The following is a 20,906-nucleotide window of genomic DNA, read 5'->3' as shown; positions in this document are numbered from 1 at the left end:
CACAGCAGCACTTCGGGCACCGAGCGGTCGCCCCAACGACGAGGTTCGGCGGTCCACATCCCGTGGTCGCCCAAACCGCCGCTGTCGCTTCAGCTTTGCCGCATCCGATTGTTCGCCGACGGACTTAACGGGCACTTGTAATCCCCATAAAGCTCCCCGATCATCGGCTCCGATCGGAAATGTCACCGGCCACGACCTCCGCACCGCTCACACAGATCAGGAATCACCGAGCCGTGAGGTGGGTTCAGCAGCCACAGCCGCCTCCAGCACCGGCGACACTGTCACGGTCGCTCCCTTCGCTGAAAAGCAGCGGGCAGCATGGGTTTTCACTGCACGCGATCAGGTCGTCGCACCCCGCCTCCAGGGCCGTACGCGAGGTGTAGCGCACCGCGGTCAGCTCGACGAGCTTCGCGTCGACCTGCGCCAGCTTCGCCGCCGCGCGGGACCGCAGCCCCGCCTCGGCGCGGCCGCGCCCGACATGGGTGACCGCGAGCAGGTCGGCGACCTCGTCGAGGGTGAACCCGAGCCGCTGGGCGGCCTTCACCACCCGCAGCACCGTCAACGCCTGCTCCGGATACAGCCGATGCCCACCCAGTGACCGGTCCGGTTCGGCGAGCAGCCCGCGGCGTTCGTAATAGCGCATCGTCTGCGTGTTCACCCCCGCGGCCGCGGCCAGCCGGCTGGGGCGCAACCCGGTCAGCGTCGGTCCCCGCCGATCGCGGTATCGACCCGGGTCGCGAGCGTGTCGAGGACTTCGACCTGGTTGAGCGTTGGCGAACACGAAGCCGACGAGCGTAACTGGGTCTGCGGTACGTGAGCCAAGTGATTCCAGCACCGCTGCGCCGTACACTGCAGCAACAGGCGAGATTGCGGTGATTGCTGCGGGAGCCGAGACCACGCAGTGGACACAGCGCGAGACAAGTTCGACCTGCCGGATCTGTCCACGAACAACTGATCGAAGTGCGTCGGCACCGACCACATCGGTGCCGACGCATTCACCGCCTGGACCCCAGGGTGTCGCAAACGATGGACTACCTGCGAGGTCGGCGGTGTTGTACCTCGTCGTGTGGGGCCGGACGATTCCCCCAAGCCGGTCGACCCGGCTACCGGTGATCCACCGGAAACCACCCTGCCCTCGTGACCAGGGCGATCGATGGACATCAGCCGGGTACGGGGCAGGCTCCGACTCTGCCCATTGACGTGTAATCCGTTGACCAACAAGAAATCCACGAGCTTTTGTCACCGGAACTGGCTACTGCGATCCGAATGCACAATGGTGCCGGCCGGTACACGCAGCGCAACCGCGCTCCGCAGTACCGACACCGCGAGTGCGGCGGTCATGCGGTCGTTGATGGAGTAGCCGACGATCCGGTTGGAATAGCAGTCCTCGAGGACCAGGGGATAGCTCAGTTGGGGGCAATTCACGGGCGAAGAACGCTGCTGCCCGACGCGGAATCTCGTCTCCTGCTCCACGGTGGGCTCACTCGGTGCTCGCTCGAGCGAGCGCTTCATCGGCGAGCGCTACCGCCGCCTCGGCCGGCGCGTACGCGGCCAGCGCGGCGACGAGGTCACGGATATCGCTGCGAATCGAGGGTGCCAGCCGGGCGTGGCGGGCGACGTCGAGCTCGTTCGCGATGGTCAGGACGGCGAAATCACGGAGTTCCGTTCCTCCGATCGTCTTCGAGCCGCCGTTGAACCTGTCGGTCACGGGCAAGGGCCGTCGGCCGAGCTCGCGGTAGGTGCGCGAGCGATCGCATGCGCCGTAGAGGTACACCAGCGCCGCCGCGTCGGGGCCGATGACGTGATCCAGCCGCCGGCGATCCGTGCTCGGCAGCAGGGCATGCGGCAACCCATCGGTGCCGAATGACGCGTGGCAGATCGACGCCAGCCGGGTTCGTGGCGCCGAGTTCCATTCGACCGTGAGGGCGTGCACCCGGCGAAGGTGCTCGAACAGGGTCCCCCCTGGATGATCGATCTGTTCGGCGCCGAGCGCGCGCTGTAGCTCGAACGCGCGGCGGACGACGTCGTCGGTTCCGAGCCACTTGGTGGCGTGCGCCGAAACGATGCGCGCGAGTTCCGCCGGGGCGTCGCGAGCGATCAGGTGCCCGGCGTCCGGTACGCGGGTAACGGTGACACGCCGGTTGGCCATGCGTAGCCGGTCCACGTCGGCGTCGCCGAGCGGAGACCGCGGTCCTCCCCGCACGAGCAGGATGGGCAGGTCCGATGCCGCGATGATCGCATGGAGTTCGGAGCGGGACGCGAGAATGTCGTCGGTGAGCTCGGTCTCGCGGGCGAGGAGTCCGTGGTCGTCGAGCCAGCGCCGGGCGCGATCCGCATCGATATCGGGGACGACGTCCACGAGCACGAGGCCGGCGACACGCTGCGCGACGGACGGCTCCGCGAGGGCGGCGACGGCGGCGAGCCCTCCGAGGGAGGCGCCCACCACGACGATAGGCGCCGGTTCGCGAACCACCATCTCGACCACGTCGTCGGCGATCGCCCGCAATGTAGTCGCCCGCCCGGAGCTCTCGCCGTGCCCGCGCAGATCGTAGGCCACCGTCCGCAGTCCGCACACGGTCATCCCCGCCGTGACCGGTGCCCAGACGTCGCGACGCTCTCGGCCCGCGTGAAGCAGCAGAACCGTGGGGCCCGCGCCGGTCACCGTGGCTCGAAGTGTGACGTCGGGGAGGGTGAGGGTCATGTCTGTCATCGCTGATTCACCTCCGTGCCGAATCCCCTTCTCAGCACCATGATTTCGACCATCAACGTACCCTCTCCGATCTACCTTGAGTCATCAAGGTAACGATACTCAGCGACACCTTGGCTAGTCAAGGTAAGATTCCGAGGTGACCAATTCGAGAACGCGCAGACCACCGGACGAAGCCCGTCGGTTGATCCTCGATGCCGCGGCTTCGCTGCTGGCCGAGGGAGGCGTCCCCGCTGTACAGGTGCGCGCAGTGGCAGCGCGGGTCGGCATGACCGACGCCGGCGTCTCGCATCACTTCGGCAATCGCGAGAAGCTGCTCGCCGAACTCCTTCGCCATGGTGGACGCCGGCTTCGAGCCGCGCTCCACGACGTCATCGCCGCATGGCTGGAGCACGGCACCGATGTCCTCGAGCTCGTCGAATCGCTCGAGTCCGTGTATCGGGGCGGCTATGGCGAACTCGCGGTGGCGCTGCGCGCGGCGGGTTGGCGCGACCCCGGTGGCGGCATGCTCGACCCGGTCGTCGACGCCCTGCATCGGAGTCGGCCTCCCGGAAGTTCCCTCGACGAGACACGACTCGCGGTCGCCGCCCTCCACCAGGCGATGGCAACCGAGCCCCTCTACGGCAGCGATTTCCGCCGGAGCGCCGGCCTCACCGGCGCGGCAGCGCAAGACTCGACCGCTCACCTGCGCTGGTGGGCAAGCCAGCTTCAACGCGCGCTCGACATCGAACCGGCGCGCCATTGACCCGAGCGGCAGTCAACACCCCCCCGGAATCAAGAGTGGCCACCACCAGCGCCTTGTCCGAGTTCCGGACGAGAGGCGAGCTTGCTGGAAGCCTTGTCGAGGAAGATCGGCTCGCACTCGGCGACGGCAAGGGCGTCATGCGGGGCCTCGGGAGCTGATCGCGGGTGCAGATTTCGAACACGAACCTGCCGACCCAGCCCCGGCCGGAAGCGAGAAACCTCACCCGATGAGTACGAACCGCCCATCACAGGCTATTGTTGATCAAGTGCGTGACATGTCACGCCAAGCGTCGTAGATCGCATTCGCTTCGCAACCAGCGCTTGCCGCATCCGCTCTTCTTACGGCGATCGATTTTGCCCATCGGCAATCTCGCCACTTCGTGCCCCCGGCGCGGACCCGGAAGGTCCACAGACGGCTCGGGCACCACCTGATGTCCGAAAGGCACCGCAACACCTATGAGTTCTGCTGACATCTCTTTCACCGCGCTCGGCGTGAGCGCACCGCTGGTGAAGGCGTTGACTCGCGCCAAGATCACCGAACCTTTTCCGATCCAGACCGACACCCTGCCCGATTCGCTGGCCGGACGCGACGTGCTGGGCCGTGGCCGGACCGGCAGCGGCAAGACGCTCGCCTTCGCCATCCCCATGGTCGACCGACTCGGCCGCGGTCTCGCCGGTAGGCGCGCACCGAGCCGCCCGACCGGCCTGGTGCTGGCGCCGACTCGGGAATTGGCCACCCAGATCACGTCCGCGCTCGAACCCCTCGCCGCGGCCTATCGCATGACCGTCACCACGATTTTCGGTGGGGTCCCGCAGAACCGCCAGGTCCGGGCGCTGCGCGCCGGGGTCGACATTGTCGTCGCCTGCCCCGGCCGGCTCGAGGATCTGATGAACCAACGTCTGATCTCCCTGGATGCCGTCGAGGTCACCGTGATCGATGAGGCCGACCACATGGCCGACCTCGGGTTCCTGCCAGGCGTGACCCGCATTCTCGCGGCCACCCCGAATGACGGTCAGCGCCTGCTGTTCTCGGCCACCCTGGATAATGGCGTCAACAAGCTGGTCAGCCGCTTCCTGCCGGATGCCAAGCTGCATTCCGTGGATGAGGCGAACTCCCCGGTCGCCGCCATGACCCATCACGTCTTCGAAACTGCGAGCGTCGAAGCCAAGCGCGAGGTCGTACACCGGCTCGCCTCGGGTTCGGGTCGGCGAATCCTCTTCATGCGCACAAAACATCAGGCTCGCAAACTGGCCAAGCAACTGACCCTCGCCGGAATTCCGGCCGTCGATCTGCACGGCAATCTCTCGCAGAGCGCCCGCGACCGCAACCTCGCGGTCTTCGCCGCCGGTGATGCCCTGGTGCTGGTGGCGACCGATGTGGCCGCCCGCGGCGTGCATGTCGACGGTGTCGAGCTGGTCGTGCACGTTGATCCGCCCGCCGAACACAAGGCGTACCTGCACCGCTCGGGCCGCACCGCGCGGGCAGGCAACTCCGGTGAAGTGATCACCCTGGTGCTGCCCGGCGAACGACGCGACCTGGCCGACCTCATGCGCAAGGCCAAGATCACTGTGACCCCGCAACGAGTCACCGCCGATTCGCCCGTGGTGGCCGAGCTCGTCGGCGCGATCGCCCCATTCGTCGCGCCCTCCTACAGTGAGCGGGCGGCACGTGAAGACGACCGTCGTAGCAGCGGCGGACCGTACCGTAGCAGCGGCGGATCGCGCCAAAGCAATGGCGGAACGCGCAGGGGCAGTGGCGGAACGCGCCAAGGCAGCAGCCGTCGCAACGGCAGCGCGGCGCAAGGACAGGCGCGCGCCAAGACGCGCGCTCACTCCACGCGCGGAACGGCCGCATAGCGCCGGTTTTCGGTCGCTCCCCCCGGGGCCAGCCTATGCCGAGATCGCCGAGGCGCTGAGCCTCGCCGGCGAACTGCCGGGCAGCGAATGCTGTTGAACGTGGTCGATGACACCGGTACTGGCGGGCAAACCCGCCGGTACCGGTTCGTCCAACTGTTCTGATCATGCTCCGACCACCACCACGACAACAACATGGCCGAACACTGTGTGGTTGACCGGGCCCGGTGGCTGGCGAACCCGGTCAGGTCTGCACGTCCGACAACTGCTTGGCCGGGGGGTGGCCGGGATTACAGGAAGTCATCGATGTGCGGCTGATCAGCCGAGCAGCATGCGAGTGGACGACTCGATTCCGGACTTCACGCCACAGCTGCGTATACGAATTGCCTTTTTACCGTTGTGCGTAGGAAGCGTCGGCAGTACGGGAGTTCGCGGATCCGCCCGGCCGCCCCTTACCGCCGGAGTTGGTCCATCGCGCGGCGGGTCTGCTGTTCGGTGATGCGCTGGATGTCGTCGAGGTCTGCGGGAGTTTCGGGTGCGGCGCCCTTGTCGTCGTCGAATCGGGCGCGGATGGTCACCTCGATTGCGAGGTTGTCATCGAGGACGCCGACCTCATAGTTGATCCAGGTAGTCCCGCCGTGCCTGATGACCTCGCGCCCGAAGTACGCCTCTTGCCCGAAATTCGGCAGGTCACCGTGAGAAGTGGTCTCGGTGATGTCGGTCTTCCGTGTCCAGAAGTCTCTCGCGGCCTCATAGGCGATGCGGGCTTTCCATTGGGCGGGCTCGACCGAGGCGTCGACGGAGATCGATGCCGATCGAGCCGAGCCGGGCGGAGCGCTCGATTCGGTGCACGATGTGTCGACCAGAGAGTTATCTCGTGCGGTCCTACTGTCGCCGGTCCATTGTTGTAGCACCGAGCCGTCGATGAGAGAGCACGGATCCGTGGCTTTTTCGGCGGCGTAGGTCCACCTCGTCCAGGGGAGTTTGCCGGTTTTGGCCGAGTGCAGTGCGATAAAGGCGCCCGCTGCGGCAGTGGTGAATGCCAGTCCCAGGATCAGCAGGATGATCCATAGTCGGCGGCGCGATGCACCGGGCGCCGCCATCTGCGGCGTGACAGCATGCCCCGGCTGTGGGCTGTAGGGGTGTTCGGTGTGTGACATCGGGGATCCATTCGTCTGCTGCGTTCCTACGCTGTCACGATCGTCGGTCGAACTTATGACGCTCTTAAGGCTGGGTTGTCACATCGGCCTGTGTGCTGCCCGGCCTGCGGCGCACAACACTGCGGATCCCCACCCTCTCCGAAGCCACCGTCATCGAAGCCTCGGCCTTCTTCCGCGCCACCGCCTCGAGTGTCGTCATCACGGCACCTTCGCGGCGCTTATGGACCGAGTCGCTGTCCAGGATCAGGTAGAACTTCTCACCCGGCCATCTGGCCCGCAGGGACTCGAGGAACGCCAGGAACTCCGTCCACCGTTTCCGGTCGCGGATGCGGTAGTACAGCTGCGCAGGGGGCAGGTCCAGCGCACCGAACATGTGCCGCACGCCCTGGGTGCGGTGGTAGGTCGCCCGCAACCGGGCTGGCCGTCCTGTCCTCGACACCGACGTAACGTGCTCCTGGCCAACGTATTTCAGGAGCGGCGCAGTAGTGTCACGCTATAAAATTCCCGTCATGTCGAAGTATCTGATCAGTGGGGCAATGATCGCGGTCTTCTCCTTCGGCGCGGCTGGTACGGCGGTGGCTGATGAAACCGTTGGCTACTACCCCACTCACGGAGCTTGTGTCGCGAATGGGGTGGCTAAATTCGGTCAAGAAGGGCTGGGTAAGACCTGGTTCTGCCGTCAAACTGGTAATCAGTTCGAACTGTTTCGCCGCTGAGGGGATACCGGATCGGGGGTGGTTCCGCACCCCCGACGAGATCGATGCCGCCGCGCCCGACCGGAGACCGATGGGATCTCTAGGGAACCGACTACCAGTCGGCAGCTGTTTCAGACGCTGCAACGTGCTGACGGGGCCGCTATCTCGCCGAGTCGACAACCCATCCGCGTGGGCTCGCGCATCGAGTGTCGGCGCAGTTCCGACATGGCCGACCCGGCGCTGCCGCACCCTCCCTCACCGGGAGGGCTTGCCACCCGATCTGCTCAGGAAACTCCCGCGGCCCGCGCCAACTCCTCGTCCGCGAACACCCGCGTCGCCACGAAACCCCCGATCTCCAGCCCACCGACCGACATCATCAGCAGCCAAGCAGAGCAGTTACAGCTTTCGCATCCAACCACTGCCGACTGTGCTGACTCATAAGGTTCGTTCCACGGTGGTGCTCTCGAACGTCAACTGCCCGAAAGCCGCACCGCTCACGTGCCCAGCCGCCCCTGATCCGTGCGAATCCACTCCGAGGTTCCGTCCGGGTGACGATGGAACTCCCAGGCGGTGTAGTCGCCGTCCTTCTCCACCACCTTGACGTGATCGGCGAAGCCGTCGTGATCGACGTCGGTCCACACCTGCATGGCATCGTCGCCGGTGATGGTCATGCTGTCGAGCAGACCGTCTTGGTCGATGTCCTGGGTGGGATGGTGCAGTTCAACGGCGCCGAGACCGCCTAATTCGGAGTGCGCGTCGATATGCGGGAGGTCCAGGCCCGGCAGATCACCCGACGTGACCATGGCCCCTGCTTTCGGACACCATGCCTTCGAAGAACTCGGCCAGCATCGGCCCAGACTATCGAGGTCTTGGCCGCCATTCAATAGCAATGGCTGTGCCAGCACTGCGGCCTGGCTCCTGACTCCGCCGCCGCGATCGTGTTCGTCGACGACAGCGGCTACTGCCTCACCCCTGCACCGCTACACCCGCACTGCGCGGAGGCGTCGGCCATCATCGACGTTCGACCCACCAGTGGGTTGACGGTTGACGTGCCCGGCAACGGCACCCGACCTTCGAGGAGGTCGGGCAGTCGGAAATGTCCCAGTCACACCCGATCCACTCGCTGCTGCCCCTACTCGCACGGGATCGTCGGTGAAATGCCGCAGAGACCGCCAAACCATGATTTGCCCCCGAAATATGGGGCAGCACAGATTAATTGGCGGCTTCGCGGCGGAGGTTACGATGGGCCGCACGCGATGCGACCTCCAAATGAGCGTGTGTCGGCCAAAACTGTCGGTCAACTCAGCGTTGGCCGACCACGTCGGCGCCGGGAGATCAGCGGAAAACCGATGCGGTCGCGCATCGCCCAGCGTGAGACGAAGGGAAGAGACCTGATGCGCGTCATGGTCGGAATCTTGGCGGCGGCAAGCCTCCTGTTGGCGGGCTGCGGTGATTCCGAGGAGGGGCCGCGCTCGCAGGGCGTATCGGGGAACGGCCAGTCGCTGGCGTCTGTGAGCGACGAAGAGTTGTGCGCGATGGTGAGTTTCGCGACGATCGAGAAGGCATTCGGGCAGCCGTTCCCACTGCGCGCGCCGAGCGTGAATACGCTCGACCTGCCCGACGCCATCACCTGCTCATACCACCCGGAAGCATTCGCGAACGCCACCGGGTCGGCGCTCCTCGAGCTGCCGAGTGTCGAAGTCGCGGCGGGTGCCCCAAGGCTGATACGGCCGCTGCGGCATTGGCGTCCTACATGATCGATGCGCGGAAAGCGCCGGTGGGCTATCAGCCGGTGAACGGCTTGGGGACAATCGCCGGATATGCCGGTTCCGAACTCGGTGTCGGCCTGTACGGGGGAAGCCACCTCGCGGTCGTTCTCGAAATCAATGGCACGTTGATCCAGGCGGTTGTACAGGGACATCCGAATGCCCGTGTGGAGCAGCTCCGCCCGATCGCCGATGAACTCATCAAGGGACTCGAGGCGGCCCTGCGATGACAAGTAGTGAACCAGCCCTGGGCGCCGCTTCAGGCTCCGAGATCGGCGGTGGCGCGGAAGTCGCTGGGGCGGATACCCCGATGCCGCTTGAACGCCGCGCTGAACCCGAAGGCGTCCGCATAGCCGACGGCCTTCGCCACCTGCGCCACGGTGAGACTCCGGTCGGCCAGTAGTTCCTCCGCCTCATCCATCCGGCATTCGGTGAGATATGCCAGGGGCGACTGCCCCATGACCTCGGAGAACCGCCGCGCGAACAGTGCCCGTGAGACCCCCGCCGTGGCGGCCAGCGAGGCGACCGTCCAACCGGCGGCCGGCTTTCCGTGCATGGCCTCGAGTGCCGGCCCGACCACCGGGTCGGCCGGCCCGCGATACCAACCGGGCGCGTCGGCGTCCAGTCCGTCGAACCAGTCGCGCAGCGTGCACACCAGCGCCCAGTCGAGCAGCCGGTCCATCATCGCCTGCGCTCCGGCCGGACGCCGAGCCGCATCCGCGGCGATCGATTCCATCCACGCGCACACCTCCACATCGTCGGACACGACCAGGGCGGGGGGTAACGCGCGCAACAGTCGTTCGTGGCGTCGGCCGGACGCCCGATAGGCGCCGACGATCAGAGCGGTCTCACCGGCGGGGTCGCTCCCCCAGCGCCCGCCGTCCAGCACGGGATGGCATTTCGCGTCCGGCGCGAAGCAAGCGACCTCGTATTCCTCGTGCGGCAGGCCGACAGTCTCCGCGCGGTCGACAAGGACGAACGCCTCCGGGCCCCGCACTACCGCGGTGTCCCCCACCGCGATCCGACGCTCGAGACCACCCGGCAGCAGCAGTGTTCCCCCACCGCGCAACACGGTGACCATGGTCAGCGGCGCCTCGTCGGCGAACCGGATGCTCCACGGCGCTTCCAGGACCGCGGTGGTGAGCACAGCTCCCTCGGCACGGATACCGCCCAGCAGTTTGCTCAATGGATCCACATCAGCAAGCGTAGACGAACTCCTATCCAATGTAGATTTTCACCCATAGATCGTCCATCGCCCGGGGTGTGGAATGAAACCAGACCACACAACCGATCGTCCGAAACTTCGGACGCGCAAGGGAGGCCCCGTGCAACACAATCCGACCGCAGACACCGCGACCACCCGCACCGCGCTGGTCGTCGTCGCACACCCCCGGCCCGATTCGCTGACCGCCCATATCGCCGGACTGGCCACCCGGCGGCTCGCCGGGGCCGGCTACCGGATCGACCTGCTGGACCTGCACGCGGAGAATTTCGATCCCCGGATGACCGCCGCCGACCTCCCGGATTGGGGCAACCGTGAGAAGACATACTCCCCCGAGGTCGAGGACCATATGCGGCGCGTCCTCGCAGCCGACGTGATCGTCGCGGTGTTCCCGGTGTACTGGATGCAGGTCCCCGCGATTCTGAAGGGCTGGATCGACCGCGTGTGGAACTACGGATTCGCCTACGGCCGCAGCAAACCTCGGCTCGCGGGCAAGCGGATACTGTGGCTGGGTCTGGCCGGCGCGGCAGATGACGACGCGGTCGTCGAACTCATGCAGGATGCGCTCGGCGCGCAACTCAACGACGGTATCGCCTACTACTGCGGCTTCACACAGTCGTCGGTGGGACTGTTGCCCGGCGCGGAAGAAAAGCGGCAGCGCCTGGATGCCGCGGGCAATCTCATGCTCGACGAAGCCCTCACCGGCGCGGTTCGCGAAGCACACTATGCGGGCTTCGAAGACCGGGCGCTGGGCTTCGTCGAAAATTTCCTCGCCGCCGACCGGGTTCCGGCCTGACCCCGGATGGTCGGCGCCCAGCACTGGGCGCCGACCATCCGGAGCACGGCGCCAGCCGCGATCGCCGCCTCTGTTTCGGCACTCATACCGGCCCCGGTGGCAAGGACCGCGACTTCTGGGGCGCGATCTCACCGAAAGCACAACGGCCGATGGAAGCGGAAGCCGCACAACTGGCCACGACGCGTGGATTACTCAGCCGCACAACCTCATCAGCGGTAGTCAGAGACATCGATGACCATCAGATGTTCATCACCGACGGCGTAGACCCAGTGTGCGTCCGGCGACATAGCGAGCATTCTCACCCGACTACCGGTGCTGAGGCTGCCGACCCGAGAACGAGTGACAAGATCGATGACGTCGATACCGGCAGGGGTTGTGTCACGCGATTTGAGCGGACCGCCGAGAAAGGCGTACCGCCCATTGGGCGTCACCACCATGTCCTCAGCGAAGCGGTACACATGGTACGCGCCGAGCGGAGCACGACTTCTCGTGTCGTAGAACTCGATGTCGCCGCCCAGCATCGAGAGCAGCGTTCCGCCATCCGGGCTCACTGCGAGCGAGTCGGCCGGGGATGACTGCGGGATCAGACCGAGATAGGAGTTGGAAGCTGTGTCGATGATCGACAAGCCTCGTGGTCCGCTGGCGTACAACCTCGATCCATCGGGTGCGGGGACCAAGTCGGTGAGGTAATCGGTCCCATCCTCTTCGATGGTGATGGTGGTGATCACCGCCAACGCTCGAGGGTCGATGACCGCGAGACGGACATCTGCGGCCGTGACGTACACCGTGACGTACACCCGGGTACCGTCACGAGACACAGCAACGTCTCCCACTGACGACCGCCGGACCGGCACCGTCCCGACGATGCGGTGCGTCGCGGTGTCGACGACCACCACCGAACTGAGTGTTGCGACATAGACCTGCGTACCATCAGGGCTGACCACGAGTTGCCACGGCTCGTCCGGGAGTGACACGGTGGCCGCGACGGACAGGTCCGCGACCTTCAAGATCGTCAGAGACTTGCTTCTGTGGCCGGCCAGGAAGATCTTGCTTCCGTCCGGGGCCACCGCGATGTCATTGGCTCGGGGTATGCCCACCTCCCCGGGCCGAGCCACGCCAGACGGCTCCGAGGCTCCGGCCGCATTTCCAGGCGCTCGCCCCGTGGACGAATCGTGACTCGAGCCAACGAGCAACGCCCCCACCACGACCACTACTGTCAGCACGGCACCTGCGGTGAAGGCCGCGACGAGCAATCCGCTGTGCCTCGAGACTTCGGCGCCACGGTCGGAATCCGGCGGCGCGGCAACCGGCGGCGGGAAGCCGGTCGACCCGGCATCGGCCGCCGCGGCGGTCCGATGTGCTGCCTGCACGACAGTGCCGCAGAGTTTGTCTGCGAAAGTCTGACCTCGCGCGTCCCACAGCGGCCACAAATACCCCAGACAGAACGGCAGAGCGTCGGTGACGTGGGCGACCTGACGCACGAACGCACGACCGACCCCGACTGGCGCACCTGAACGCGCATCTACCAGGCGCAACCCCACCGCCTGCTTGCCCAGACTCTGCCCGGTCCGTCCGGGCCGGAATGCCAGGTTCCAGAAACCAGCGGCCGCAATCGACAGCAGCGTTACCGGAACCAAGACCACGGTAATGCCGCGAGTCCGCCGCAACGCCTCGGCATACCCGAGCGAGCCTCCGTTGCCCGCAAGGTCTTCAGGTGAAGGAGCCAGCGCCCCATGGGTGAAACGCATCATGGCCACCGCCACGACAGACACTACGCACAGGAAGATGCCATCGATAACAGCAGCGACGAACCTCGCAGGCCAGGAGGCATAGCGGTGCGACACCGGGTACGCGGGCTCGGCCGATCCGAGAGGCGGTTCGGCAATCATCACTCATGGTTCCTTATCGCTTCATGGCTGTCGAAGATCGGCATACCCCGCGACCGGCGACTCGTCGTCGTAGGACATCGGTGGGCCAGTCGGTTGCGAGCAGGCTGCGGACCAGGTCTTCGGCGCGTGCAGCCGGCCCCTCGGCACCGAATTCCGCCACCGTGGTGTACACACCCTCCATGATCAGCGGTCTACACCCGTCGCCCTGATTCCTTGCCCATAGAGAAGGTTTCGGCCGACCTGGAGGACATGCTCCCGCGTCTCCGTGCCAGTACGGCGTTTCGTCACCATGCGAACAGACTACTGTGATGTTAGGGATCTTTCCCTAGCGTTCAGCAGTCCGGCCCTCGGGTGCCGGAGCGCCGGTCTCCACAAGCCGACGACCGCCTTGCCGGACCCGCTCGGCCCACGCCGGGCGCGACCCCGGCCGAGCCTGCTCTCCACCGAACTCGAGCTACGCCGATTGGTCCAAGATATCTTGTGCCACTTGAGATCTATGGGACGATTCTCGGCAACCTGGTGATCTGCGAGGGGGTCGGATGCGTGTCACCACAGTGTTGTCAGCGATCGGCGCGGTAGGTGTCGGTGTCCTTTGCGCCTGCGGCGCAACCGATCCGGAGTCGCCGAATATTCCGCCCACGAATACCGTGCGGGCGAGCACATCGACCGCGTCCGTGACTCCAGGAGACCCGGCCCCTGAAGCCACCTCATCTGCCTATGCGACACGGAGAATTGTTCCTCTTACCGCGGCGCCTCCGGCGGCGCAGCAGAACGAGGGGGAGGGAGCGGTCGGTCCGACTGTGCCACCGGCGAACACGCCTCCCCTGCCGAGCACTACGGTCTCCAGTGTCATCCCGACGACGCCGCGGGTAGACCCCGGGCCTAGCCGATCAGGTGTGGGCATCGAAAGCGGGACACCTACCGCGACGCCGACCAAGACCGCGCCTCCCCCGACTTCCGCACCGGAGCCGCGTCGGTGATCACGACCGATCTCGGGCAGACCTCCCGCGCCGACGAGCAGCAATCGGATCTTCCGCACGGGCTCCGCCTCGTGTTGTCGGCCGCGGGTGCGATCACCTCGCAAGCGCTGGTCGTGACAGCGATGCTGTACTACTTCGGACAGGTGTACACGCGAACCTGGTTCGCGCACTTCGGGATCGACGTGGGCATGCTCGGCTATTCGATTCCTGATTACGTCGTGCGCAGTATCAACGGCGCTTACTGGCCCGCCTTGCTGGCTCTGCTGGCCGCGGTGGCGCTCGCCGGGCTTCGGCCGATCCCGATACTCGTCGCGGTCCGAACGCGGCGACCACGACGCACGTTGCGCCGCTGGTTCCTGTTCGTCGTCATACTCGGAGTGGGCTTGCAGGCTGGAGTTGCCATCGGAATCCTGCTTCGTGAGCGGTTGCCGGCGGCGATGAGTCACTATCTGCCGCTCATGCTGATCTCCGGCGCGGCATTGCTCGGCTACGCGATTGCGCTTCGGATGTGGCATCCCGTCCAACTCGGCCCCCGCCGACGCCGACGCGATCGCACAACGGACTTGCCGTGGGTGACCGTGCTGGCTCTACTGGCCATCGGCTTGCTCGGAGTCATGTGGTCGGTCGGCGGCTATGCCGCGGCACAGGCGAGCCAGGATGCTCGCACCGCTGAGACCACCCACTTCGCCGACCGCCCGCTGGTGTTGTTGTTCAGCGTCGACCGGCTCGCCATCGAAGGCGGCGCCTCCCGCGTCGACCCGATCACCGTGCCCGACGAGAAATTCCGATACGTCTACAGCGGCCTGACGCTGCTGGTTCGGACGCCCGATCGCTATTTCTTGATCCCTTATGACTGGAAAGCCAAGCGCGATCGCGTATTCATCATCAATACCAGCGACAACATTCGAATCGACATCGCCCGTCATCCTTGATCAGTTGTCATACGACGCCACCCGCTGGACCGGACCGAAGGGCGCGAATGAACGACACCTGGTACGAGATCTACCTTCCTTCCAGTGATCTCGACACGACGGACGGTCCTCTCACGGGGACGCGACCCCTGTCGAACGACAACACGCCGCTGAGCATTGCGGTGGCCCCGGCCGATCCGGAGCCCGTGCCCTTCGGCAGTCGGAGCGCCCTCGCTCTCGATCTGTTCCTCCACGGCAGCGCGGGGTCCGTCGACGAGGACCTGCAGCACTACCTCGACGACCTCCGAGAACGACGGCAACACCCGATCGAGTTCGACAGCCGGGGATTCGCGCGGATCGGCTCGATACGCCTGATCGTCTCGCCCCGGGCCGAGCGCGATCCCGACTACGCCTGCCTGTCCTTCTCCGCCACGAACTGGTCGATGGCGCTCATGTTCTACCGTTCGGACAATCTGCGGGACATGTTCGTCGGCCTCACCGAGGCGTTCGGCGGGGTGTGCTGTGCGTGGAGCATCGCGGGTATCGACGCCATCCAGGTCTGCTGGCTGGCCGGACAACTTCTCGATCCCCCGATCGCGGTCCCCGAGGGCGGCCCACCGGTGGTGCGAACCCTCCTCGCCTCCGTCAGGCGGGACGAGCCCAGGTGAGGTCGGATGGGGCCCCTCGAGCCGGTGCCGCCCTGCTGGGCACGCCCGGGCACCGGGTTACCGAAGAAGCGGAACCGCCACGGTCCGAGGATGGTTCGCCCCATCATCAGCTCGCGCTACAGAAGCTCGATCCGACCGGGCTCGGGCAGCGCGTCAGGGGGTTGGTCCGTATACCAGGCGTACTCGATTCCGCTGAGCCAGCCGTTCTCGACCCACAGAATGACCTCGCCGATCGGTGCTCCGTTGCGGTCGGTGACCGCTCCGTCGGCGAAGATGCCGTCCGGCGAACCGGATGCTTGCACGGCACCGGGGCGCACCGCCAGATCGACACTAGGTGAACCGACACCCCACGTTGCGACGACCTGTGAGTACGGCACCTGCGTCAGATATTCGGAGGCGCCGGGGGCGTTCGACGACAGCAGCCTGGTGACGACGCTGATTTCCAGGTCGGTCAACGCTCGGGGCGGATCCGGTGTGCTACTCATCAACCTCCTCGTTCTCGAGCTACATCATGTGCCGGACGGTGCGGGCGGTGTGACCGGAGTGGTTGGCGCTATCGACCGGCGACCGACGTAGGTAAGTCCGATCGGGTGCTGGGCCGGGCGACGAAAACCCGTTCCAGCAGTGCGTACAGGCGATCCCGGTCCTGGTCGCCGAGTCTGTCCAGGCCGTCTCGGGTGGCGCGCATTCTCGCCCGAATCGTATCGACTACCTGCTCACCCTCGGACGTGATCACGAGATTGGTCACGCGCCGATCGGATTCGTTGACCTCCCGTCGCACGAGGCCACGCTTCTCCAGCCGGTTGATGATCCCGGTGACGTTGGAGGCGTCGCAGGCCAAGGTCTCGGCTAGGGCGCGCATCGCGACGGGCCCCCGGCGCAGCACGGTCAGCGCCTTGCCCTGGCTCGCCGTGAGGTTCTCACTCGCCGCCGCGACGGTGAAGTCGCCGTAGTAGACGCCGAGCGACACCGAGAGCAGCTCCATGAGCTGGGCCGTGTCGACGCGGGGAGCTTCTGCCATGGCAGCCAGCCTATCCGGAGAAACTTGACTATCTCAAATATTTACCCCTAGCGTGTGGCCATTGCTTGAAGTTCTCAACCATCGAACCAGGAGTACCCAGTGATCGTTACCGCGTCCGACGCCTCTCGTACGGCCGAGATCCTGTCCCGGCCCGTCACGCTGAACGGCCTGACCGTCCCGAACCGCATCGTGATGGCGCCGATGACGCGCATGTTCTCCCCTGGTGGCATTCCCGGTGACGACGTGCGGTCGTACTACGCCCGCCGCGCCGCCGCCGGCGTGGGATTGATCGTCACCGAGGGCACCTACGTCGGGCACGCGTCCGCCGGACAGAGCGATCGTGTGCCACGGTTCCACGGGGAAGAGCAGTTGGCGGGCTGGGCGAAGGTCGCCGAGGACGTACACGCGGCGGGCGGCACGATCGTGCCGCAGCTGTGGCACATCGGCATGGTCCGCAACCAGGGCGACGCGCCCTACCCGGACGCGCCTGCCATCGGCCCCTCCGGTATTCGCGTCGACGGCACCGAAGGTCTCGGCAACACGATGACGCGCAGTGATCTGGACGACGTCATCGGCGCCTTCGCCGAGGCCGCGGCGGCCGCCGAGCGCATCGGCTTCGACGGCGTCGAACTGCACGGTGCGCACGGCTATCTCCTCGACCAGTTCCTGTGGGCGCGGACGAACCGCCGTGACGATGTCTACGGTGGTGATCCCGTGGCCCGTACGAGGTTCGCGGCCGAGGTCGTGGCCGCGGTTCGTGCGGCCGTCTCGCCTGACTTCCCGGTGATCTTCCGTTACTCGCAGTGGAAGCAGGAGGCCTACGGTGCGCGGCTCGCCGAGACGCCGCAGGAGCTGGAGGCGATCCTGGCTCCGCTCACCGCGGCCGGCGTAGACGCCTTCCACGCCTCCACCCGTCGCTACTGGCGCCCGGAGTTCGACGGCTCGGACCTGAACCTGGCAGGCTGGACCAAGAAGCTCACCGGCAAGCCCACCATCACCGTCGGCTCGGTCGGCCTCGACGGCGACTTTCTCCGTGCCTTCACAGGCGAGGGCGCCCAGCTCGGCAGCCTCGACAACCTCCTGGATCGCCTGGAGCGCGACGAGTTCGACTTGGTCGCCGTCGGTCGCGCCTTGCTCCAGGACCCCGAGTGGGCGTCCAAGGTCCTGGCGGGGCGAATCGATGAGCTGAAGCCGTACGACGCGGCGGCCCTGAAGACGCTGAGCTAGGTGTACTGACCATGGACGTTGGTGACGGCGTGGCGAGCTGACATGGCGAAGACCTCCGCGTCGGAGTGACAGCCTAGGGTGGTGCAGACGTGACAGTCCGGTATACCTGCCGCAACTCTCGCGGTGGTGCGCGCCTGGCTCCGGTGCTCATGTGTTTACCTACTGAGGGAGAATGCGGAGGTGACCGACGCAATCAGCAATGAGCTCGAACATCGACTCGGCGTACCAGCGGTCATGGCGTCGACGGCTGCGGTGCCATTTGTCGGCTCCTAGCTCGATGTCGGAGCGGGAAGCTGCCGGGACGGAGTCCTTGCCAGGGCCCGGCGGAAGAAGTTCGACGAGCTGGAACGGTTGCGCAAGACGCTGGAAGAAGGAATGAAGGCTGTGGAGATTCCCGGAGCAGGAGACGACACGTCAAAAGTCACCCGACTACCGCGGCGCCCGCGGCGCGTGGCGGAAGAAGCCGGCGAGCGTCTCCACAAGACTTGGCGCTCGGAAGGTCGGTCCCTCTATGACCCCGCACCGACCAAGCCCGTACTCCGATCGGAACTGCAGCGGGAGACAGGGTGGTGGCCGGTCGACCCGGGCGCGGCGCGGCACCCCGCTTCCAAGGAAGATCTGGGCAGTGCCGAGCCTGATGGGAGTGTCATCGATCTCGAGGCGTTGCGGCGGAAACGAGCTGGTGACGACGCTCCGGCCGGCGGCCGCCGGCGCATGGTCAAACCGCGGCGAATCGGAAAAAGTGCAGGCGAAGGCACCGAAGACAAGCCCGACAGCGGTTGTAACGGTGATCCCGATTCACCACGGTAGACGGACCCGCTGGGACACTGACTCTCCGCGAGGCCGGCGCCGCGTCTGTCGTTTCGCCGCCGCCCTCTTCCCGCTCGTCGGCTACCGGGTCGTTCCAACCATGCGGCGGGCAGCCGCAGCGCGCACCCGACGAGTTCTTCCCTTGTCCGCGAGCAGGGCGAGGACAGCGGGTGACGTGGTGAGGTCGACGGCTTTGCGCTGAAACCAGTCGGAGGCCCCGCAGACCTGGTCGGCAGTCCACTCCTCGCCCGTGCGGATCGATCTGAGCAGAGCCCATTCGCGAAGCCTGCGGACGACAAACTCGCGCTCGCCGATCACTTGGCCGATAGTGTGCGCCCACTCGGGGAATGCGGGGGCGGTGAGCAGTTCCGTGGCCCGCCGGTCGAGGTGGCCGACCACGGCGGCCTCGGCCATCGCCGTATCCGGATCACCGAGGACGACACGAACCATGTCGCTTTCGGACTCCGGGAGAACACGTGACAGTTCCTGGCGGTAGCGGGCGTAGCGCTGATGCTCGTCGTCATCGAACGCCGGGTCGAGGTCGCTCACTTGTCGACTCCTCAGTTCGGGCCGGGGTCCTGGAACGGGTCGGAGCAGAGACGGATTTCTATCGCCGGGCCAAGACGGCGCGCGAGCCGAACCTGGGCATGCCGCCGTCTGGAGTCCACTTCGGCATCCGGCCCATCCGCATGGTGCGGTCACATCATGCCGGAGCGTATCCGGTGAATTCCTGCGCGGTCACCGTGACCATACGGCCACCCAGTGCCTTGACCGCCGAGCGGAAGTTGGGCCTACCGCTGGGCGGTAACGGCATCGACCAGGAAGTCGAACCATCCGCGGCGTCGATCGCGTGCACGGTGGTTCCGTCGGTCAGGATGAGGTGGCTTGCGTCGGTTATGCCGTCGTAGCGTGCGGGGTTCGGGAACGGCGTCGGCTGTTGCCAGATGCGGTGCCCGTCGGTGAGGTCGAGGCCGGCCAGCTCTGATCCGTCGAGCGATCGGACGATCACGGTGTTGTCCACTACCCCTGCTATCGCGCTCTTGCGCCCGATGGGTTCGTCGATGCCGATCTGCGCATTGGTCCACAGGACGCGGCCTGTCGTTCGCTCGTAGGCGCTCTCGCCGGTGAGAATCGGCGGCGGCGTCGCCGTCGCGGCCGGATACCAGTCGAACACGGAGCTGGCGTTGCCGACCTCGGTAATCGGATGGCCACTGCGACCGACGAGCGTGACCCTTCCCGCGCTCCAGCCGCGTTCGATCACCTGGGACGCGACGATGCCGCCCTCGAAGGTGTGGACAACGGGTCCGGTGAACAGCAACTCGCCGGTACGCAGATCGTGGACGCGCACGCCGTGGTCGTGCCCGTCGAGGAAGTAGTCCCGCGCGAGCACGTCGATCCTGGGCGTGACCGGGTCGCCGGGAACAGGCGTCGGGTACGTTCGCTGCCACGTCGCGCCGAGATCGGAAACGGTTCCTCGCATGAGGACAGCGGTCATCCAATCGGCGGTTCGGCCGGCCACCGAAACTACGCCGTCTCGCACCGCCACGTCTGTGACCTCGAAGTCCGTCGTGTGGTCTCCGAGTACCGCCCCCGTCGCAGCCTCGATGATCAACACTCGATGCGCGCCGCGGCAGGCGAGCTGCCCGTCGAAAACCTGCTCACGGCAACCGAGGAGTTCACCGGCCTCGGTCGTCCATCGCACGTGGCCGGTATCCGGATCAATGCCGTGCATCCGCACCGGTCCGACGGTGAGTCCAGCGTTTTCACCCGGCCCAGGGGCGCCGGGCACCGCGGTCGCCGCCACGATCATCGTCCCGGCGTCCACCGGGGAGCCGTAGCCGTAGTAGCGGTGCAGGTTCTGCGGCGCTGCCAGCAAGACCGCGCCGGGCTCGCCGGACAGGTCGGCGGCGCGCAAAGTCCACTGCGGCACCGGAGCGGAGTCGAGCCGCTGCGAAATCAGGAACCGGCCGTGGGCGCCCGATACCTGCGGTGGGTGCACGGGCGATCGGTTCACCCACACGACCGCGCCGATACTCGCCACCACAACCACGATCAACACGGGAATCCAGAACTTGCGCTTGCCCTGATCAGTGAGCCATTCAGCGGCCTTGTTCATACGGGTCTCCTCGTGCATCTACCAGGACCAGGCACTGGACGGCGTGGATAGGCAAAGTATGAGCCGTCCTCGAGGGTGACGATCGCGAGCACGACCCGGGGCACGGATGGTTCCGTAGTTCTTGCCAGCCGGTGCGATTCGTCCTTGTCCAGGTGGATGTCCACCAGTGCCGGTCCGATCGCGGGCGGGGCTCGGCACTCGATTCAGCCACCGAGGTCATCTTCGTGGCCGAAACCAACTGAAGGATAACGGGTTTGAGTTGGTCCGGGTGGATCGCCACATCGTCGCCGGCACTCTGTTGGCCGGTGCGGCGCTGATGTCCGCCGCTCCCGCGCAAACT

General features: G+C 66.2%; 21 protein-coding genes and 1 pseudogene. 10 read left to right on the top strand and 12 right to left on the bottom strand.

Annotated features, from left to right (window positions below; all coding sequences use genetic code 11):
• Positions 1-244 precede the first annotated feature (244 nt).
• The 3 genes and pseudogenes from QMG86_RS14945 to QMG86_RS14935 all read right to left on the bottom strand — a co-directional run bounded on the left by QMG86_RS14945 (position 245) and on the right by QMG86_RS14935 (position 2,710).
• Entirely contained in the window at positions 245-691 is a 447-nt protein-coding gene (locus QMG86_RS14945) for a MerR family transcriptional regulator (protein ID WP_281880219.1), read from the bottom strand.
• Between the two features lie 484 nt (positions 692-1,175).
• A pseudogene (locus QMG86_RS14940) lies at positions 1,176-1,404 on the bottom strand (DDE-type integrase/transposase/recombinase); the annotation flags it as partial.
• Between the two features lie 76 nt (positions 1,405-1,480).
• Complete coding sequence (locus QMG86_RS14935; protein WP_281880218.1) at positions 1,481-2,710, bottom strand: alpha/beta fold hydrolase; 1,230 nt, start codon at positions 2,708-2,710, stop codon at positions 1,481-1,483.
• A 136-nt stretch (positions 2,711-2,846) separates the two neighbouring features.
• On the opposite strand from QMG86_RS14935, the gene QMG86_RS14930 reads away from it, so the two are divergent.
• Entirely contained in the window at positions 2,847-3,452 is a 606-nt protein-coding gene (locus QMG86_RS14930) for a TetR/AcrR family transcriptional regulator (RefSeq protein ID WP_281880217.1), read from the top strand.
• Between the two features lie 455 nt (positions 3,453-3,907).
• Positions 3,908-5,308 carry a DEAD/DEAH box helicase gene (locus QMG86_RS14925; RefSeq protein ID WP_281880216.1) on the top strand — a complete coding sequence of 467 codons (1,401 nt, stop codon included), beginning with the start codon at positions 3,908-3,910 and terminating at the stop codon, positions 5,306-5,308.
• Positions 5,309-5,757: 449 nt separating this feature from the next.
• Here QMG86_RS14925 and QMG86_RS14920 read toward each other — a convergent pair whose 3' ends face one another.
• On the bottom strand, positions 5,758-6,408 hold the full coding sequence (locus tag QMG86_RS14920; protein ID WP_281880214.1) for a hypothetical protein: 651 nt from the start codon (positions 6,406-6,408) through the stop codon (positions 5,758-5,760).
• Between the two features lie 121 nt (positions 6,409-6,529).
• Positions 6,530-6,904, bottom strand: coding sequence for a hypothetical protein (locus tag QMG86_RS14915; protein WP_281880213.1), 375 nt, complete (start codon positions 6,902-6,904; stop codon positions 6,530-6,532).
• A 70-nt stretch (positions 6,905-6,974) separates the two neighbouring features.
• Here QMG86_RS14915 and QMG86_RS14910 point away from each other — a divergent pair, with 70 nt between their 5' ends.
• Complete coding sequence (locus QMG86_RS14910; RefSeq protein WP_281880212.1) at positions 6,975-7,181, top strand: hypothetical protein; 207 nt, start codon at positions 6,975-6,977, stop codon at positions 7,179-7,181.
• A 473-nt stretch (positions 7,182-7,654) separates the two neighbouring features.
• Here QMG86_RS14910 and QMG86_RS14905 read toward each other — a convergent pair whose 3' ends face one another.
• A complete protein-coding gene (locus QMG86_RS14905; RefSeq protein ID WP_043701241.1) occupies positions 7,655-7,963 on the bottom strand; it encodes a DUF6802 family protein in 309 nt (102 codons plus the stop codon).
• A 546-nt stretch (positions 7,964-8,509) separates the two neighbouring features.
• Here QMG86_RS14905 and QMG86_RS14900 point away from each other — a divergent pair.
• Complete coding sequence (locus QMG86_RS14900; RefSeq protein WP_281880211.1) at positions 8,510-8,917, top strand: hypothetical protein; 408 nt, start codon at positions 8,510-8,512, stop codon at positions 8,915-8,917.
• Positions 8,914-9,156, top strand: a complete 243-nt coding sequence (locus QMG86_RS14895; protein WP_281880209.1) for a hypothetical protein — start codon at positions 8,914-8,916, stop codon at positions 9,154-9,156. Before QMG86_RS14900 ends, QMG86_RS14895 begins: the two co-directional genes overlap by 4 nt.
• A gap of 29 nt (positions 9,157-9,185) precedes the next feature.
• On the opposite strand, the gene QMG86_RS14890 is transcribed toward QMG86_RS14895, so the two are convergent.
• Positions 9,186-10,121: an AraC family transcriptional regulator gene (locus QMG86_RS14890; protein ID WP_281880207.1), complete on the bottom strand. Its 936-nt coding sequence runs from the start codon at positions 10,119-10,121 to the stop codon at positions 9,186-9,188.
• Between the two features lie 130 nt (positions 10,122-10,251).
• Between QMG86_RS14890 and QMG86_RS14885 the strand changes: the two genes are divergently transcribed.
• Positions 10,252-10,944 (top strand): NAD(P)H oxidoreductase, encoded by a 693-nt coding sequence (locus QMG86_RS14885; RefSeq protein WP_281880206.1) that lies wholly within the window; start codon positions 10,252-10,254, stop codon positions 10,942-10,944.
• Between the two features lie 209 nt (positions 10,945-11,153).
• Here QMG86_RS14885 and QMG86_RS14880 read toward each other — a convergent pair whose 3' ends face one another.
• Positions 11,154-12,833 (bottom strand): RDD family protein, encoded by a 1,680-nt coding sequence (locus QMG86_RS14880; protein ID WP_281880967.1) that lies wholly within the window; start codon positions 12,831-12,833, stop codon positions 11,154-11,156.
• 976 nt (positions 12,834-13,809) lie between these two features.
• Between QMG86_RS14880 and QMG86_RS14875 the strand changes: the two genes are divergently transcribed.
• Together QMG86_RS14875 and QMG86_RS14870 are read left to right on the top strand one after the other, a co-directional pair.
• Positions 13,810-14,745 carry a hypothetical protein gene (locus QMG86_RS14875; RefSeq protein ID WP_281880204.1) on the top strand — a complete coding sequence of 312 codons (936 nt, stop codon included), beginning with the start codon at positions 13,810-13,812 and terminating at the stop codon, positions 14,743-14,745.
• A 47-nt stretch (positions 14,746-14,792) separates the two neighbouring features.
• Positions 14,793-15,392 (top strand): hypothetical protein, encoded by a 600-nt coding sequence (locus QMG86_RS14870; protein WP_281880202.1) that lies wholly within the window; start codon positions 14,793-14,795, stop codon positions 15,390-15,392.
• A 116-nt stretch (positions 15,393-15,508) separates the two neighbouring features.
• Here QMG86_RS14870 and QMG86_RS14865 read toward each other — a convergent pair whose 3' ends face one another.
• Both QMG86_RS14865 and QMG86_RS14860 read right to left on the bottom strand, forming a co-directional pair.
• Positions 15,509-15,877 carry a hypothetical protein gene (locus QMG86_RS14865; protein WP_281880201.1) on the bottom strand — a complete coding sequence of 123 codons (369 nt, stop codon included), beginning with the start codon at positions 15,875-15,877 and terminating at the stop codon, positions 15,509-15,511.
• A gap of 68 nt (positions 15,878-15,945) precedes the next feature.
• Positions 15,946-16,413 (bottom strand): MarR family winged helix-turn-helix transcriptional regulator, encoded by a 468-nt coding sequence (locus QMG86_RS14860; protein WP_281880200.1) that lies wholly within the window; start codon positions 16,411-16,413, stop codon positions 15,946-15,948.
• A gap of 99 nt (positions 16,414-16,512) precedes the next feature.
• On the opposite strand from QMG86_RS14860, the gene QMG86_RS14855 reads away from it, so the two are divergent.
• Positions 16,513-17,640, top strand: a complete 1,128-nt coding sequence (locus QMG86_RS14855; protein ID WP_281880199.1) for an NADH:flavin oxidoreductase — start codon at positions 16,513-16,515, stop codon at positions 17,638-17,640.
• 351 nt (positions 17,641-17,991) lie between these two features.
• Positions 17,992-18,450 carry a hypothetical protein gene (locus QMG86_RS14850; protein WP_281880198.1) on the top strand — a complete coding sequence of 153 codons (459 nt, stop codon included), beginning with the start codon at positions 17,992-17,994 and terminating at the stop codon, positions 18,448-18,450.
• A gap of 81 nt (positions 18,451-18,531) precedes the next feature.
• Here QMG86_RS14850 and QMG86_RS14845 read toward each other — a convergent pair whose 3' ends face one another.
• Positions 18,532-18,999, bottom strand: coding sequence for a hypothetical protein (locus QMG86_RS14845; RefSeq protein WP_281880197.1), 468 nt, complete (start codon positions 18,997-18,999; stop codon positions 18,532-18,534).
• Positions 19,000-19,153: 154 nt separating this feature from the next.
• Positions 19,154-20,566 (bottom strand): outer membrane protein assembly factor BamB family protein, encoded by a 1,413-nt coding sequence (locus QMG86_RS14840; protein WP_281880195.1) that lies wholly within the window; start codon positions 20,564-20,566, stop codon positions 19,154-19,156.
• Positions 20,567-20,906 lie beyond the last annotated feature (340 nt).

Origin of the sequence: Nocardia sputorum (assembly GCF_027924405.1) — a bacterium.
GTDB lineage: Bacteria > Actinomycetota > Actinomycetes > Mycobacteriales > Mycobacteriaceae > Nocardia > Nocardia sputorum.
This window is presented reverse-complemented; position numbering and strand designations above follow the sequence as displayed.